Below are 14,540 nucleotides of genomic sequence, written 5' to 3'. Positions count from 1 at the left end.
CTTAGGTTAAAACTCTTCGGACTCGAATTGCTAATTCGTTGGGGTTAAATGGTTTAGGTATAAAGTCTACTACACCTAAATTAAATGCCTCAAGCACAACCTCTTCCTCCTCGCCCAAGGAGCTTAACACAATAATTGGAATTTCTGGCTTAGTCTTTTTTGCATGATGGATGATTTCTATACCACTTCGAAATGGCATCATCACATCAGTAATAATCAAATCCGGATCTATGGTATCAATAGCATGAATTCCTTCATTACCATCTTTGACCAATATGGTCTCATATCCATCTTTTTTTAGTCTGAATTGTACTAAACTCGATATTAATAAGTCATCCTCAATAATCAGGATTTTTTTCATAGTTGGGCGATCTATTACCTAAATATAACAGCTTATGTGAAATAACACACAAGGAAAGACCATTCAAAGAAATTGGATTTTTTTGCTTTGCAGATTACAGGGTGAAATTCGCATTTTAAGCACCAAGGATCGCCACTGATCAAAAATAAATATCCTAAAAATAATTCTCGATGGATTCCCTATGAGCTTTTATTAGCTTGCTTATTAAAACTAATCAACCAAATCAATATGAGAAAAACACTTCTGAAGGCAAGTGTTATGAGTATAATGATGGGAGGATTCTTTGGTTTACAAACTACTTTTGGCCAAAGTGATCCAAGTGGTAAAAAACCAATCACCTCAACTTATGCCATAACCAATGCCACGGTCTTTGCCAATCCTTCCAGTGAAGGCAGCAAAGCGACAGTTTTGATCAAGGACGGAGTTATTAAAGGTGTCGGCAATAATTTGACCCTTCCTGCTGAAGCAAAAATCATTGCTGGCGATTCATTATTTATTTATCCAGGATTCATCGATGGAGCTAGCAATGCGGGTATTATTAAGCAAGAGCCTCCGAAAAGACCGGACAACTTTGTTTCTTCTAATCCGCCTGATGAAATCGCAGGTATCACCCCTTGGAAATCAGCAATAGATCAATTTGATATCAGTTCAAGTCAAGTGGATGACTTGAGAAAAATGGGTTTCACTCTGACTCAAATTATTCCTGACGGCGGAATGCTTTCCGGCAAGACAGCACTAGTGGTTTTGGGAGAGAAAAATTCTACCAACTTGATTAAGGAAAATGTTGCATTAAATGCGAGCCTCAATGGAGCCAGAGGTATGTATCCTGGCACTACAGTAGGCGTGATGGCTAAGTTCAGAGATGTGTATAAAAACACACAACTGACCAAAGAAAGACAAGCAACATTTGCTTCTAATACTGGTATTTCCCGTCCGGAATTGACTCCTACTTACATGGGAATGATGGACGTAATAGATGGAAAAATACCGGTGATCTTTAATGTTGAGAATGATCTGGAAGTAAGAAGAGCCCTAAGTCTCCAAAAAGAATTAGGCTTTCAATTAATCCTATCAGGACTGAAGGAATATGACAATGTTATTGACCTGATCAAGTCCAGCGGCACCAGAGTTTTGATTCAATTGAGCGTTCCGGATGACAAAGCCATCAAAGCTCAAAAAGATGATGCAAATGAAAGTGTAAAAGCCCAATATGCCCGAGTTAAGGAGGCCTATGACAAGGCAATTGCTCAAGCGGCTAAGTTGGAAAAAGCAGGGGTAGCCTTTGCTTTCACCACTTCTGGTGCTAAGACTAATGATTTGATGAAATCTCTAAGAACCATGATTGAAGCAGGTTTAAGTGAGAAAGCCGCCTTAGCTGCCCTTACAACAAACCCAGCATCCATCTTGGGTGTATCACGATTTGCGGGTTCTATCGAAACAGGGAAAATGGCGAATCTGGTGATTAGCACCGGTCCAATTTTTCAGGAAGAGAGCCAAATCAAACACGTAGTGGTTGATGGAAATATCTTTGACTACGAAATCAAAGAGAAAAAGAAGAACGGAGCTAATGGCAACGGCAACGGCTCAATATCTATTGTAGGTACTTGGGATTACAATTCTCAAACTCCAGCTGGATCATCAGGTGGCAAATTTGTCATCAGTAAGGACGGAAGCTCTTATTCTGGAACTATCACTTACCAAGATCCTTCTGGTTCCGGTCAAGCTACTTCTCCATTAAAAGACATTTCATTGAGCGGCTCAACTCTAAGCTTTTCATTTGATGTGAATGCCGGAGGGATGAATCTTACTGTGAGTGTGTCTGGAGATGTTTCCGGTAATTCAATGGATGGATCTATGAATATTACAGATTTTGGATCTTTCCCGATTTCAGCTACTCTCAATCCAACCTTAATCGCTAACAAGTAAGCCATGAAAAAATTAAGCTATATTCTTGCTGCTTTGGTAGGGCTGAGTATGCAGTTCGCGATTGCTCAAACGCCCAAAGGCAGCATTCTAATTAAGAATGCCACGGTAATCACCGTGACAAAAGGAACTTTGGAAAATACAGACGTTTTGGTTCAGGATGGTATCATCCGAAGAATAGACCAAAATATCAGTGCTCCAAGTGGAGTTCAAACCATTGATGCTAGTGGAAAATATGTGATGCCTGGAATCATCGATGCGCACTCTCACGTGGCATTGGATGTGGTCAATGAGGCTACTGCACCTATCGTGGCGGAAGTCAGAATGAAAGATGTGGTCAATCCTTATGAAATCGGAATCTACAGAGCATTGGCTGGGGGTGTGACAGTTTCTCACGCCATGCACGGATCTGCCAACGTAGTAGGCGGACAAAATGCCACTTTAAAGCATAGATGGGGTTCTTCGAATCCTGCTGATATCATCATGGAGGACGCTCCTAGAACTATCAAATTTGCATTGGGAGAAAACCCCACCCGAGTTCATGGTAGAGGTAATGGCATACAGCCTAGAAGTAGAATGGGTGTAGAAGCTATCCTAAGAAACGGATTCAGTGAGGCCTTGCAATACAAAAAAAGATGGGCTGATTACAATGCAGCAAAATCTCAAAAAGGAAATACCATGGTTGCTCCTGAGTATGATGAGCGCCTTCAAACCTTGGTAGATATTTTGGATGGCAAAATTATCATCCACTGCCACTCTTACCGTGCGGATGAAATTTACATGCTTATCAACGTTGCAAGGGATTTTGGGATCAAAAAATTAGTATTCCAACATACCAACGAAGGCTTCAAAGTAGCTCCTGAAATTGCAGAATACACCATGGGTGCTTCAGTTTTTGCCGACTGGTGGGCTTACAAATTTGAGGTGTATTATTCTACTGCTTTCAATGCTGCAATTCTTCAGAAAAATGGAGCTATCACCTCAATCAATTCCGATTCTGCTGAATTGATCAGACACCTGTACCACGAGGCTGCAAAAACTCAAAGATATGGTGGCATGACAGATGATGAGGCCTTGGCTATGATCACTATCAACCCAGCCAAACAACTGGGAATAGATGATAAGGTCGGTTCATTGGAAGAGGGCAAGCAGGCTGATATAGTGATCTTTGAAGGTCACCCCCTATCCTCTTACGCTGTACCACAAATGACCTTTGTAGATGGTGTGAAATACTTCGATATCAAAGAAGATAAGGATGATCAAAGACAGCAGGTTAGTGCAACAGAAATGGTGGAACCAATCATGCTGACTGAGGAAAACCATAGATGTATGCAGGATACTGAGCATTTGTTCGAAACTGCCAATGCACTATTCTCCTTACACAATCATTAATCACCCCGAAAAGAAAGATTTATGCAAAGTATATATAAAACCTTTTTCGCCTTCCTGATTGCCTTGACGCCTTTTATGGCTCTGGCTCAGATTGATGGGGAATTCGTAAAGCCTCGTTCAGGCAAATTCTTGTTGCAAAATGCAACGGTTCATACGATCACAAAGGGGGTTCTTTCCAATACCTCAGTATTGATAGAGAATGGAAAAATCGCCCAGATTGGTAGCTCAATCCAAGCTGCTGATGCAGAAATAATTGATTGCAGAGGAATGGTGATCTATCCAGGGATGATCGATAGCGGTACTACTCTGGGTTTGGTGGAAGTCAACTCAGTGGCTGAAACTGTAGACTATCAGGAGATAGGTAATTTTACTCCCAATATGCAAGCTTTGACAGCAGTGAATCCAAACTCTGAAGCGGTACCTGTTACTCGAGTTTCTGGAGTCACTACGGTATTGTCTGTTCCTCAGGGAGGTTTATTTCCGGGAACTGCCGCTTTGATCAATTTGGTGGGTTATACTCCAGATCAAATGTATGCTGGTTTTAAGGCTGTGGTCATGAACTTCCCTAGTTCTGCAAGAAGGGGAAGATTTGATCGCAGATCAGACGAGGATATCAAAAAAGACAATGAGAAAGCTCAAAAGGAAGCAAATGAGTTGTGGGAAAAAGCTAAGAACTACCATGAACTGACTTCCAAGGGTGCTACTCTGGAGTATTATCCTGAAATTGCCCAATTGGCAAAAGTTGTTGCTGGTGAACTTCCTCTAATGATTGAAGTTAATGCCGCTGCAGATATTCAAAATGCCATCAAGTGGGTAGCTGATAAAAAAGCGAAGGTAATTTTCTCTGGTGTTGATGAAGGATGGAGAGTTGCCGATGAAATTGCCAAAGCTGGGATCCCAGTTTTGACAGGACCTGTTCAGGATCTACCTACCCGTCAGTCAGATCGCTATGATGCAGCTTATGCCAATGCAGGAAAAATGGCTAAAGCAGGAGTAAAAGTTGCTCTGAGAACCAATGATTCTGAAAATGTAAGAAATCTGCCTTTCCACGCTGCTTTTGCCGCAGCTTATGGTTTAGGTAAGGAAGAAGCATGGAAAGCGGTGACTATCAATCCTGCTGAAATATTCGGCTTGGCTGATCAATTGGGTTCTGTGGAAGTTGGAAAGGTTGCTAACCTAATCGTATCCACTGAAGATCCGTTTGAAACAAGAGCTCAAATCATGCATGTCTTTATCAACGGATATAGAATTCCTTTGAGCAATAGACATATCAGATTGTATCAAGAGTTTTTGGAAAGATCTCCTGCATTGAAGAAAAACTAATCAGGAACCTTTAATTTTAAACCACAAGTGAATCCTTTCCTCAAAGGATAGCTTGTGGTTTTCTTTTACAAATCTAACCCTATGAAGAAGGTAAATATTTTAGTCTCTTTTTTATTAATTATTGGCTTCCAAGCCTGCAATACTTCCAATCAAAAAGACCAAGTTCTCAATCAAATTGAAGAAATGCGCAAAGAAGTCGCGCCCGATAAGAGAGTGGCAATCTGGGATCTTCAGTATGAAAATGGAACGCTTAGCGGTGAAACAGATCAGATTGAGGCCTTAAATCAAATTTTAGCATCCTTGGAATCACAGGGAATAGAAGTGAGGGATCAAGTAATGCGTCTACCTTCGGCAGAACTTGGAGATAAGACCCGAGCATTGGTTACTATCTCTGTTGCCAACATCCGAAGTCAGCCCAAGCATTCTGCAGAATTGGCTACTCAAGCACTTTTGGGCACACCTTTACGAGTTTTGAAAAAGGATGACTCTTGGTATTTGGTGCAAACTCCTGATGGTTATTTATCCTGGGTAGATCAGGCTGGAATCCAGTTAATGACTGAAGATGAATTAGCAAATTGGTTTATACAATCCAAGGTAGTTTTTACCCCTTTATCTGGACATGTTTGGCAAGACCCGTCTCAATCAATGATGGTTTCTGATTTGGTAGCCGGAAATATTTTGGCAGTCGAAGAAGTGCAATCAGAATGGCTGGAAGTTATTCTCCCAGATGGGCGAAAGGGATGGGTTCAGGCTTCAGAAGTAATGCCATGGGAACAATGGATAGCGTCTAGAGAAACCAGCCCAACCAACTTGGTTAGCACTGCCAAGTCTATGATGGGAATTCCCTATTTGTGGGGAGGAACTTCCATTAAAGGAGTGGATTGTAGTGGCTTTACCAAAACCATTTTTTACCTCAATGGAAAGGTAATCCCAAGAGATGCCTCACAGCAGGTAAACGAAGGTTTAGAAGTGGATACTGATAAGAATTGGAATAATTTGGAAGTGGGAGACCTCTTATTTTTTGGTGAAAAAGCTACTGAAGAAAAGAAAGAACGCGTAGTGCATGTAGGAATGTGGATTGGAAATAATGAGTTTATTCATTCTAGAGGAAGAGTGAGAATCTCCAGCTTTGATCCAAATAGCCCAAATTATGATGAGTACGAACTCAATCGTTACTTAAGAACAAAAAGAATTATTAACCAACAATCAGACGGGGTAATCTCTGTTTCTGAATTATTGACCAGCAAGTAATATGAACTTAAATAAAACAACCTTACTCCTCTTTGGAGCTTTGAGCGTCAGCATCTCGCTTCAGGCTCAAGATGGCTTCTTTACAAAAAGTCAAGCCAAGCAAAAATCTGTTGAAGCTGCATATCTGAAATCGGTCAACTATGATCGTTTCAAAGTTCATCTTCAGGAATTAACCAAAAACCCACATATCGCGGGTACTCCTGAAAACGAACTCGTACAGCAATACATGGCTAAAATTATGGAGGATGCGGGTATGAGTGTGAAGCTTTACCCCTATGATGTATATCTTCCTAATGACCCGGGGGAATCTCATTTAGAGATAGTATCCCCTGTTCAGATGAAGCTTTCGCAACAGGAAGCTGTTCTCGAAGAAGATCCTTTTTCTTCAGACCCAAGACTACATTTAGGCTTCAATGCCTTTTCTGGAAGCGGTGATGTGACTGCAGAGGTGGTTTATGTCAATTATGGTACTCGGGAAGATTTTCAGAAACTGAAAGAAATGGGGATTGACCTGACTGGAAAAGTTGCCATAGCTAGGTATGGAGGGAATTTTAGAGGATAAAAAGCCAAGTTTGCAGAACAAGCTGGAGCTATTGGTTTGGTGGTTTATACTGACCCTAAGGACAATGGATTTACCAAAGGCGATGTGTATCCTGATGGGCCCTATTACAATGAAACAACCATTCAAAGAGGCTCTATGCTAACATTGGATTGGACAGGAGATCCATTGACTCCTTATGAACCCGCATTGCCTTTGGATGGACCAGTAAAAGTAGATCGCCTGGACCCTAAAGATGTCGCATTGCATAAAATTCCTGTCACTCCTATTGGATATGGTGCAGCAAAGGAAATCCTTTCTAGAATGACTGGTCAGGCAGTTCCTAAAGAATGGCAAGGTGGTTTGCCTTTTGACTATAAAATTGAAGGTGGCTCTGACCTGAAGGTCCGTGTGATGGTAGATCAGCCCATCAATTTTATCCGGGCAAATAATGTGATTGGAACTTTTGAAGGAGCCAAATATCCAGACGAATGGATTATACTAGGCTCCCATTTTGATGCTTGGAGCTTCGGTGCCACAGATCCTAATTCAGGAACAGCCATGCTGCTTACTTTGGCGGAAGCTCTGGGAGAGTTGGTGAAAAACGGCGAAAGACCTGCCCGCTCAATCATGATCGGCCATTGGGATGCAGAGGAACAAGGTGTAATTGGATCTACAGAATGGGTAGAACACTTTAGAGATGAATTAGGAGCAAAGGCGGTAACTTATATGAATTTCGATGGAGGAGTTTCAGGAAGAAACTTTGGAGCTTCAGCTGCCCCAACCCTCAAAAAACTAATTATCGATGCATCTAAAGAAGTGATGTATCCGGATTCTGCAAAAACGGTATTTCAAGTTTGGGCTGGTGATAAAAAGGAACCTGGGATTGGAAATTTAGGAGGAGGTTCAGATCATATCGCATTTTACATGCATGTGGGTGTACCTAGCTTAAGTGGCGGTGCAGGAGGTATAAGTGCCTATCATAGCAACTATGATAACTTTCACTACTACAGCAAGTTTGTAGATCCTTCCTTCAAAATGGGTGGAGCTGTTGCTCAACTATTTGGCTTGGTAGCATTGAGGATGGCTAATGGTGAAGTAATTCCTTACGATGTCCCTCGCTATGCTCAGGATTTAAAAGGACATTTTGCGCAAGCTGTGAAAAACGTTCAGGGAATAGCTCCAGATTTCAAGGAATTTAATCTAGTCAATGCTGCACTGAATAAGTTGGAAAGTAGCTCTACAGCCTATCAGACCAAATTAAACGCAGCGTTGAATAAAGGGAATTTGTCTGCATCAAAAATTAAAAGTATCAATCAGGAATTAATTGGCTTGGAAAAAAGCTGGATAGATCCACAGGGTATGTATTATGGGGATTGGTATAAGTCTCTATATGTTTGCAATGATCCTTTCTCAGGCTATGCTTCTTGGATTCTTCCGGGAATTCAATACGAAGTAGCAATTGAGCGAACAGAAAAATTAGAAGAATGGGATGAAAGATATGCTGCTGCCATTTTGAGCTTAGCAGAAAAAATCGATCGAATCTCAGCAAGTCTGTAAAATTAAATCCCGGCCATTATTTTGGCCGGGATTTTTAATACACTGCTTTTTCTAATTGATCTTGTAAGTAAGTTTTTAACTCCTCTCCTACTTCTACTTTGATCTCACCTGGGAGCCCAAGAATAAATCTTGCAATACCTGGGAGTTGAGGAACTTCGCCTTCAAAATAGTATTGATTTCTATTTCTGATATTCATAAAAGGCCTTGCATTAGGATGCTCCTCCATCATGAGTTGATAAGCCTTCTTACTCATTTTTAGTCTGACTTTGAATTGCTTTTTACCGGTAAACCCAAATAAGGATTCCTCAGGCAATTCATGTTTAGCACTAAACTTCCATGAATCGTTTGTGATGAGCACTTCTCCTATTCGCTCAATTTTAAAAATTTTCATGGCTTTGCTTTCCACTTCCAGGGCATGAATAGATTCATAATTACTGGAAAAAGCCACTGGTTCGACTAATCTATCACTCGTTGTATCAGAACTCAAGGAATAGTATTCTCTCAGCCAAATCTGCTTTCTGTCTTGAATTGCTTTTCCAATTTCATCTACCAAGCGACCTAAATTGGCTTTAAACAGTTCTGCCGTTCCCTGTTTCAGCTCAGACTTTAACTGAAGCTTTTGAAGCACGGAGTCTTTCAAGAGGTTTTTCTTCCCCTGTGACTCTATAAGGCTTTTAAGCCATTGGCTCTCTTCAGGAGAAAAACTTCCGTAATGTAAAGTTGCATCCTGCCCCGCTGGTTCTTTGAGTTTGTATTTGCTAAACTCTTTGATGACCTCGAAACCCAAAGCCTCCAATAATTTGAAATAGCGGTAAATGGTTCTCTCATCTGTTTCCAGAAGTTCAGCCAATCTGTGCACAGGTTTCCCAATATTCCCCTGCAAGAGGTTGATTAACTTAAATACACGAAGGATTTTTTGCTGTTCTACTTTTCCTGCTTGAGCCATTGATTCCAAAATTAGGTTATCAAAATTAGAGTATTCCTTGGATAATTTTGGATTTATGACACAATTTGTCAAAGAATGAATTAGGGGTATTTAAGGTGGGGAGAGAGAAAGTTCCATACCTCCGGCACGGAGAGGGTTCATTAAATCTTTATTCTACCTAGCTTAAATCCCTACGGGATAAATATCTCGTCGCAGGCATATCTCGATAAAATCTTGAAGAATATCTTCTGATCTAATCGGCCTTTTCTATTTATTTCGCCGAAGGAGTATTTCTAATTATTTCAACTTTATTTCCATCATATCTTGCTGGCACGATGTAGTCGTTTCCAAATGGAGATCTCGGGCCAGCGCTGGGGAAATGAAACTACATTTTAAACCCCGAGTTGCACTCGGGGCTATTATAAATTTCGACCCCTTCAGGGTCTAAGACTCTTGGACCAGTGGTTAAAACCCCTGCCTGTCCGCCGTGGCGGGGCTAAAAAATCACGCTCCTTTGGAGCTTTTGAAAGTAGGATTTCATTAGTCAAATCTCAACCTCCTGATAGTTGAAATCAAAATGGTACTAACCCTAAAATTTGACTAAGGGCTATTTGAACCTTGAACCTTGAACATTTGAACTAATAAAACCGATCAATAATATCCAAAAGCTTTGGGCTTCAATTACTCAATTAACCAATTACACAATTACTCCTTTTCTTACCGCAGGCGTATTTCCATTTATTTCAATTGTATTTCCTCTAAATCTTTCTCTTAATCCAAAATCAAAAAATAATAGTCTACCTTTCAAGTACATATTTTTCCTAATTTTGATTCTATCATGAAATCTTTTTTAGCCAATGTATATCCTTCCAAATGGCAAATCAGTTCTATTGGAAGTCTTATGCTTTTTCTATTCTGGCTCTTTGGCTACGATGGAATCACATTCAGTGATGATGTCTATTATATCCTTGCAGGAAAAGAGTTTTGGAATGGAACCATGGAAGTGGGCTCCTATCACTTTTCCAGTCGCTGGGGAGCTTTTGTACCTGCCGGTTTTTTCAGCCTTTTATTTGACTGGGATATACATTGGATCTCTTTGGTATCTTTCTTAAGCTACTGGGCTACCTATTATTTGCTCCTGCAATTTTTTTCCTCAAAAAATGAAAGACTCATCCTCACACTCTGGTTTTTAACGCATGTCTATTTCTTGCATTTTCTAACAAAAATCTACCCGGACAGCCTTTTGGTTCTTTGGTGCACTTTATTTGTAGCAGCTGCAAGCTTGCGCTTCGAAAAACCCTTTATCTCTGGTATTACCATGGTTTTCGCTTTGTTCATGGGCTTCATCACGAAAGAAACCATCGTTTTTCTGGCTCCTTTTCCTATCCTTTTATTTCTTTTTGACTTTAATTCAAAGCCTGTCCAGAAGTCATTTTATATTACCTTGGTAGCATGTGGGATTACAGCAGCCCTGCTCTATCTGGGGTATTTCTGGGCTAAATTTGGAGATCCTTTCTACAGAGTTACCTCTATCAATGCAGGACATTATGTATCCGAATTCACCTATGCCGACAAGGGAATTTCCAGCATAATCAAAAGGATCACATATTCTCCTTTTCTAACATTCATTGAACGGGCTTATTGGCCTTGGATAGTTCTTGCTATTCCTGGATTTTGGAAATTATGGAAAGAAAGGTCTCATCCTGAGTTCACCCTTGCTTTCATTTGCCTGATTCTTGGATTTTGGTTTATGAGCTCTACGCTGGAATTTTATAACCCTATTTACCTCAATCCTAGACATCTGATTATTCTAATACCCTTTCTTTCCTTTTTTATCGCAAAAGGGTGGGATACTTGGATCAATTCCTTCAAATGGAAGCAATTGCTCGCTAATTTACTCCTATTAGGCTTGACTTATTCCGCAATTACTTCGGATTGGAAAATGGCATTTTTCCAATTGGCTTTGGGTATTTGTTTGTGGATTCAGTATAAAAATTTCCGCCTGATTGGAATAGCGATTTTATTGCTTTTCCCTGCCATTTATTCCTTTTACTATCAGCATCAAATCAAGCAATATCAAAGTCTTCTAAATCAACTGGATTCAGAAGTAGAGGAAACAGCAGAATCACCTATCCTGATAAATAACTTTCTGGATTTCAGTAAAAAAATACTTTTGGAAGGAGATTCTGAAGAAATGGAAAAGTTGATTCCGATTGAAAAAGCTGACTCTATCATCGCTTTAAAGCCAGAAAAAATCAGACTTTTTCTCTATCAATATTACCAACATGCCTATCCTAAAGAGGAGGTGGATGTGAGTAATTTTGAAAATGCCATACCTATCAATTATTCCTTGGAATCAAGCAAAACCGAGGGACTTATTGAAACCAGAACCTATACAAGAAAGGATTAATACTTTCTTTTCTTTTGGCCGATCGCAAAAATCCGGTTCACATTAAATCCTAATCTAAACTCCTCTCCCGGTACGCCATTGCCACCTGCCAATAAATATTGCTCATTTAAAGCCTGAGAGGTCACGAAATACATTTGGAACACGTGTCCGCCTGCTTCCACATCCCAGCCTATACCAACATTACTTCTTAAATCTGAATTAAGATTTGGGATGTACTGCAGAGTCAAAGAAGATCTGTCTGTTACCTTGAATTTTCCGCTCAAGCCAAGGGCGAGGTAAAAATTTTGATCACCTTCAATCTGGTAAACTGATCTTGGATCAACAAAATATGCCATCATAGGAGTTAGCTGTAGAGAGATTTTCTCTGAAAACTTTCTAGCCAACATTACCTGTCCAAAATAACTGCTACGCTCAGAGAAATTCGGTGCAGGCTCAGGAAGGAAATCATAACGGGAAGTATTTACACCTGCTCCACCAGCCAAACTTAAACTGAAAGGCATTTTGTCATTTTGAGTTTGCTCAAGGAGCAAATAACGCCCATACAAATTATAGACCTTGTCTCTACTGCTACGGGAAATACCTGCTGATAATTTGTCGGTCAAGGCAAACTCAAAGCTAAATTGAATATTTGCTCCATTGTCCAAACCAAAAAGGTTCTCAATTCCACCGTTCAATGTGCCAAAGGTGTGCATAATCGCAAAGTGCATGGACTTTTTATCCAATGGCTCCACAGTCAAAATATTGATGTGACGAGGTGCATGAAAAATTAGATCAACCGGTTGATTTTCATTTTCCAGTTTCCTTTCCAGTTGAGCGAAAGAAGAAAAGGAAATCATCAAAAAGGCAAATACAGCTAGTTTTTTCATCATTTTACGGGTTTGAGAGTGGCATTGATACTGACCTCTTGCTTTTCGGCCAGTTCATAAAAAACTAATTTGGGAAGTGGAATTTCATAATCTCCCAGAAGGATATCAAATTTGGCTTTCAACTCTAGGTTTCCACTAGAGGTCTTCTGGAGATTTCCGGTAATTTCCACGTTTCTTTCTATCCCATGGATTTTAAACTTACCAACCACAGCCACTGGGTATGTTGTACCGGTATTCAGAGCAGGGATAGATTTCATTTTTCCAGTAAACTCTGCAAAGGGAAATTTATCCGTTTCCAGGTAGTTTTCCCTCATATGCCTATCTCGTAGGCCTATTCCAGTTTTTAAAGTATTTAAATCCAAATAAAAGTCCACCAAATTTTTCTCCAGATCAATCAGCCCTTTGAGCTTTTCAGATTCTCCTGTAAACTCATTTAATGGAGCTTTAGAAAGGAATATAGCCTCTCCACTTTCAGTTTTAAAACTCTGACTGAAAGCGAGAGAAGGTAAAAAAAATAAAAATGCAATTATCAGATTTCTCATTACTTAGTAATGGTTAAAATATTGTTGTTGATACTTGTTGAAAATGATCTCAAAGCCTGATTGGCAGGTCCTTTTAAGACATTTCCGTTGGTATCAAACTCAGAACCATGACAGGTACAAGTGAATTTATTGCTTCCAAATGTCCAGTTTCTATCACAACCTGAGTGCGTACAAACTGAAGTCATCGCGCTGTAAGATCCACCAACATTAACGATTAAAGTTTGAGCATCAACTACCAACAACCAGCCGCCTGCTGTTTTCAATCCAGTCTGAACATCCAGGTCAATTCTAACAGTATTACCAGAAATGGTGATACCATTTGATCCTCCTCCTGATGTAGGTGGGTTTTGAGGGGGTTGTTGAGGGTCCATGTCCTCAGAACTCGAGCATGCAGTGAAAAATCCAAGTCCGAAAATGGACATTACAGCTATTGATCCTGATTTCTCTAAGAACTCTCTTCTTGAGGAGCTCAGGTTTCCTGATTTTGTTTCAATTTTTTTCATTTCCTTTCTATGTCGTTACATTTTTACTAACGAGATAAAAAGCAATTGTGGATTAAAAATGTTTAAGAAAAGATTAAAAGTGCTTTCTATCAAGAATCTCCTTTAGGACGATGGCATCTTTCATGGAAGAGGAGTTTTTCAGAAGCCTAGCATAAGGGTTGGACCTAATAGACTTTCTGGATTCTTCTCTTTCTACCACTGATGGGATTTCTGGAACCCCTTTCGAAGTCTTGCTAAGATCCGATTTGGTTTTATTGAATGCTCCTTCGTAATACTGAATTTCATCATCCTGCTCCTCCAAGGACTTGTATTTGGTCTTCCATGGCAACTCCTCTACTGTCTCCGGCATTTGAACAGGGGCAGGTTCTTTTTTGATGGGTTTGGGAGCTTCCTGCGTTCTTGGTTTTTTCTGTTGATCCCGGATTTCACGGAGTAGGTCCTCGAAACTAGTTCCTTGCTCGGGTTGATTGGTTGGAGTATCAGAAGGGTCTACACCTTCCTCAGATTTCTTTTTCCGAGTAGCAGTGTAAATGAAATAAGCCAAAACGGCCAAAATGTAAAGGATATTTCCCAAGTCCATAGCTTGAAGATAATAGAATTTGGGTGGATTGTTGAGAGTAGGTCTAAAATTTAGATTGGAATGATAAAATTTATTATAGGCCTTCCATACCTACGGCATGGTGATGAATTCGATTCCAATTTGTTACCGAGCTTTAATCCCTCTGGGATTTTGTTAGGCTTTCCGTTGCTGCTTCTCAGCATGATCTCGGGCCAGTGCTGGGGTGAATTTCGTCATTATTTATACCCCGAGTTCCACTCGGGCCTGTCCGCCTCAGGCGGGGTTATTCATGAGTTTAAGCCCTTCAGGCTTCTGGTTTATGGGTCAAAACGGAGTAAAATGAACATTGAACCATGAACATTTGAACTAATAAATCCATCGATAATA

The 14,540-nt window shown here is 40.2% G+C and carries 13 protein-coding genes; 7 read left to right on the top strand and 6 right to left on the bottom strand.

The annotated features are described in order from the left end of the window. Position 1: 1 nt before the first annotated feature. Complete coding sequence (locus tag B2906_RS02990) at positions 2-361, bottom strand: response regulator transcription factor (RefSeq protein ID WP_091653836.1); 360 nt, start codon at positions 359-361, stop codon at positions 2-4. Between the two features lie 228 nt (positions 362-589). On the opposite strand from B2906_RS02990, the gene B2906_RS02985 reads away from it, so the two are divergent. From B2906_RS02985 to B2906_RS02965, 6 genes are all read left to right on the top strand, one after another. Next, positions 590-2,287, top strand: coding sequence for an amidohydrolase family protein (locus B2906_RS02985; RefSeq protein ID WP_255590602.1), 1,698 nt, complete (start codon positions 590-592; stop codon positions 2,285-2,287). A 3-nt stretch (positions 2,288-2,290) separates the two neighbouring features. After that, the gene (locus B2906_RS02980; RefSeq protein ID WP_219958822.1) at positions 2,291-3,676 is read left to right on the top strand and encodes an amidohydrolase family protein; all 1,386 of its coding nucleotides are present in this window, start codon (positions 2,291-2,293) and stop codon (positions 3,674-3,676) included. Positions 3,677-3,697: 21 nt separating this feature from the next. Continuing rightward, on the top strand, positions 3,698-4,999 hold the full coding sequence (locus B2906_RS02975) for an amidohydrolase family protein (RefSeq protein WP_219958821.1): 1,302 nt from the start codon (positions 3,698-3,700) through the stop codon (positions 4,997-4,999). 81 nt (positions 5,000-5,080) lie between these two features. Then, positions 5,081-6,250, top strand: a complete 1,170-nt coding sequence (locus B2906_RS02970; protein WP_219958820.1) for a C40 family peptidase — start codon at positions 5,081-5,083, stop codon at positions 6,248-6,250. Between the two features lies 1 nt (position 6,251). Beyond that, on the top strand, positions 6,252-6,812 hold the full coding sequence (locus tag B2906_RS18925; RefSeq protein ID WP_339816276.1) for a hypothetical protein: 561 nt from the start codon (positions 6,252-6,254) through the stop codon (positions 6,810-6,812). 39 nt (positions 6,813-6,851) lie between these two features. Next, a complete protein-coding gene (locus tag B2906_RS02965; RefSeq protein WP_339816278.1) occupies positions 6,852-8,348 on the top strand; it encodes a M28 family peptidase in 1,497 nt (498 codons plus the stop codon). A 34-nt stretch (positions 8,349-8,382) separates the two neighbouring features. On the opposite strand, the gene B2906_RS02960 is transcribed toward B2906_RS02965, so the two are convergent. Further along, entirely contained in the window at positions 8,383-9,294 is a 912-nt protein-coding gene (locus B2906_RS02960) for a helix-turn-helix transcriptional regulator (RefSeq protein WP_219958819.1), read from the bottom strand. Positions 9,295-10,111: 817 nt separating this feature from the next. Here B2906_RS02960 and B2906_RS02955 point away from each other — a divergent pair. Then, positions 10,112-11,683, top strand: a complete 1,572-nt coding sequence (locus B2906_RS02955; protein ID WP_219958818.1) for a hypothetical protein — start codon at positions 10,112-10,114, stop codon at positions 11,681-11,683. On the opposite strand, the gene B2906_RS02950 is transcribed toward B2906_RS02955, so the two are convergent. The 4 genes from B2906_RS02950 to B2906_RS02935 all read right to left on the bottom strand — a co-directional run bounded on the left by B2906_RS02950 (position 11,680) and on the right by B2906_RS02935 (position 14,174). Then, entirely contained in the window at positions 11,680-12,552 is an 873-nt protein-coding gene (locus tag B2906_RS02950) for a DUF5777 family beta-barrel protein (protein ID WP_286935523.1), read from the bottom strand. The two genes, B2906_RS02955 and B2906_RS02950, sit on opposite strands and share 4 nt — an antisense overlap. Further along, positions 12,549-13,091, bottom strand: coding sequence for a YceI family protein (locus B2906_RS02945; RefSeq protein ID WP_286935522.1), 543 nt, complete (start codon positions 13,089-13,091; stop codon positions 12,549-12,551). The genes B2906_RS02950 and B2906_RS02945 overlap by 4 nt, the downstream gene beginning before the upstream one ends. Continuing rightward, complete coding sequence (locus B2906_RS02940) at positions 13,091-13,594, bottom strand: ubiquinol-cytochrome c reductase iron-sulfur subunit (protein WP_091653856.1); 504 nt, start codon at positions 13,592-13,594, stop codon at positions 13,091-13,093. Before B2906_RS02940 ends, B2906_RS02945 begins: the two co-directional genes overlap by 1 nt. A gap of 73 nt (positions 13,595-13,667) precedes the next feature. Then, entirely contained in the window at positions 13,668-14,174 is a 507-nt protein-coding gene (locus B2906_RS02935) for a hypothetical protein (RefSeq protein ID WP_219958816.1), read from the bottom strand. Positions 14,175-14,540 lie beyond the last annotated feature (366 nt).

The organism is Algoriphagus sp. UBA3586, from assembly GCF_002376385.1.
GTDB classification, from domain to species: domain Bacteria; phylum Bacteroidota; class Bacteroidia; order Cytophagales; family Cyclobacteriaceae; genus Algoriphagus; species Algoriphagus ornithinivorans.
The sequence above is the reverse complement of the archived record's forward strand: the minus strand, read 5'-3'. Positions and strand labels throughout refer to the sequence as shown.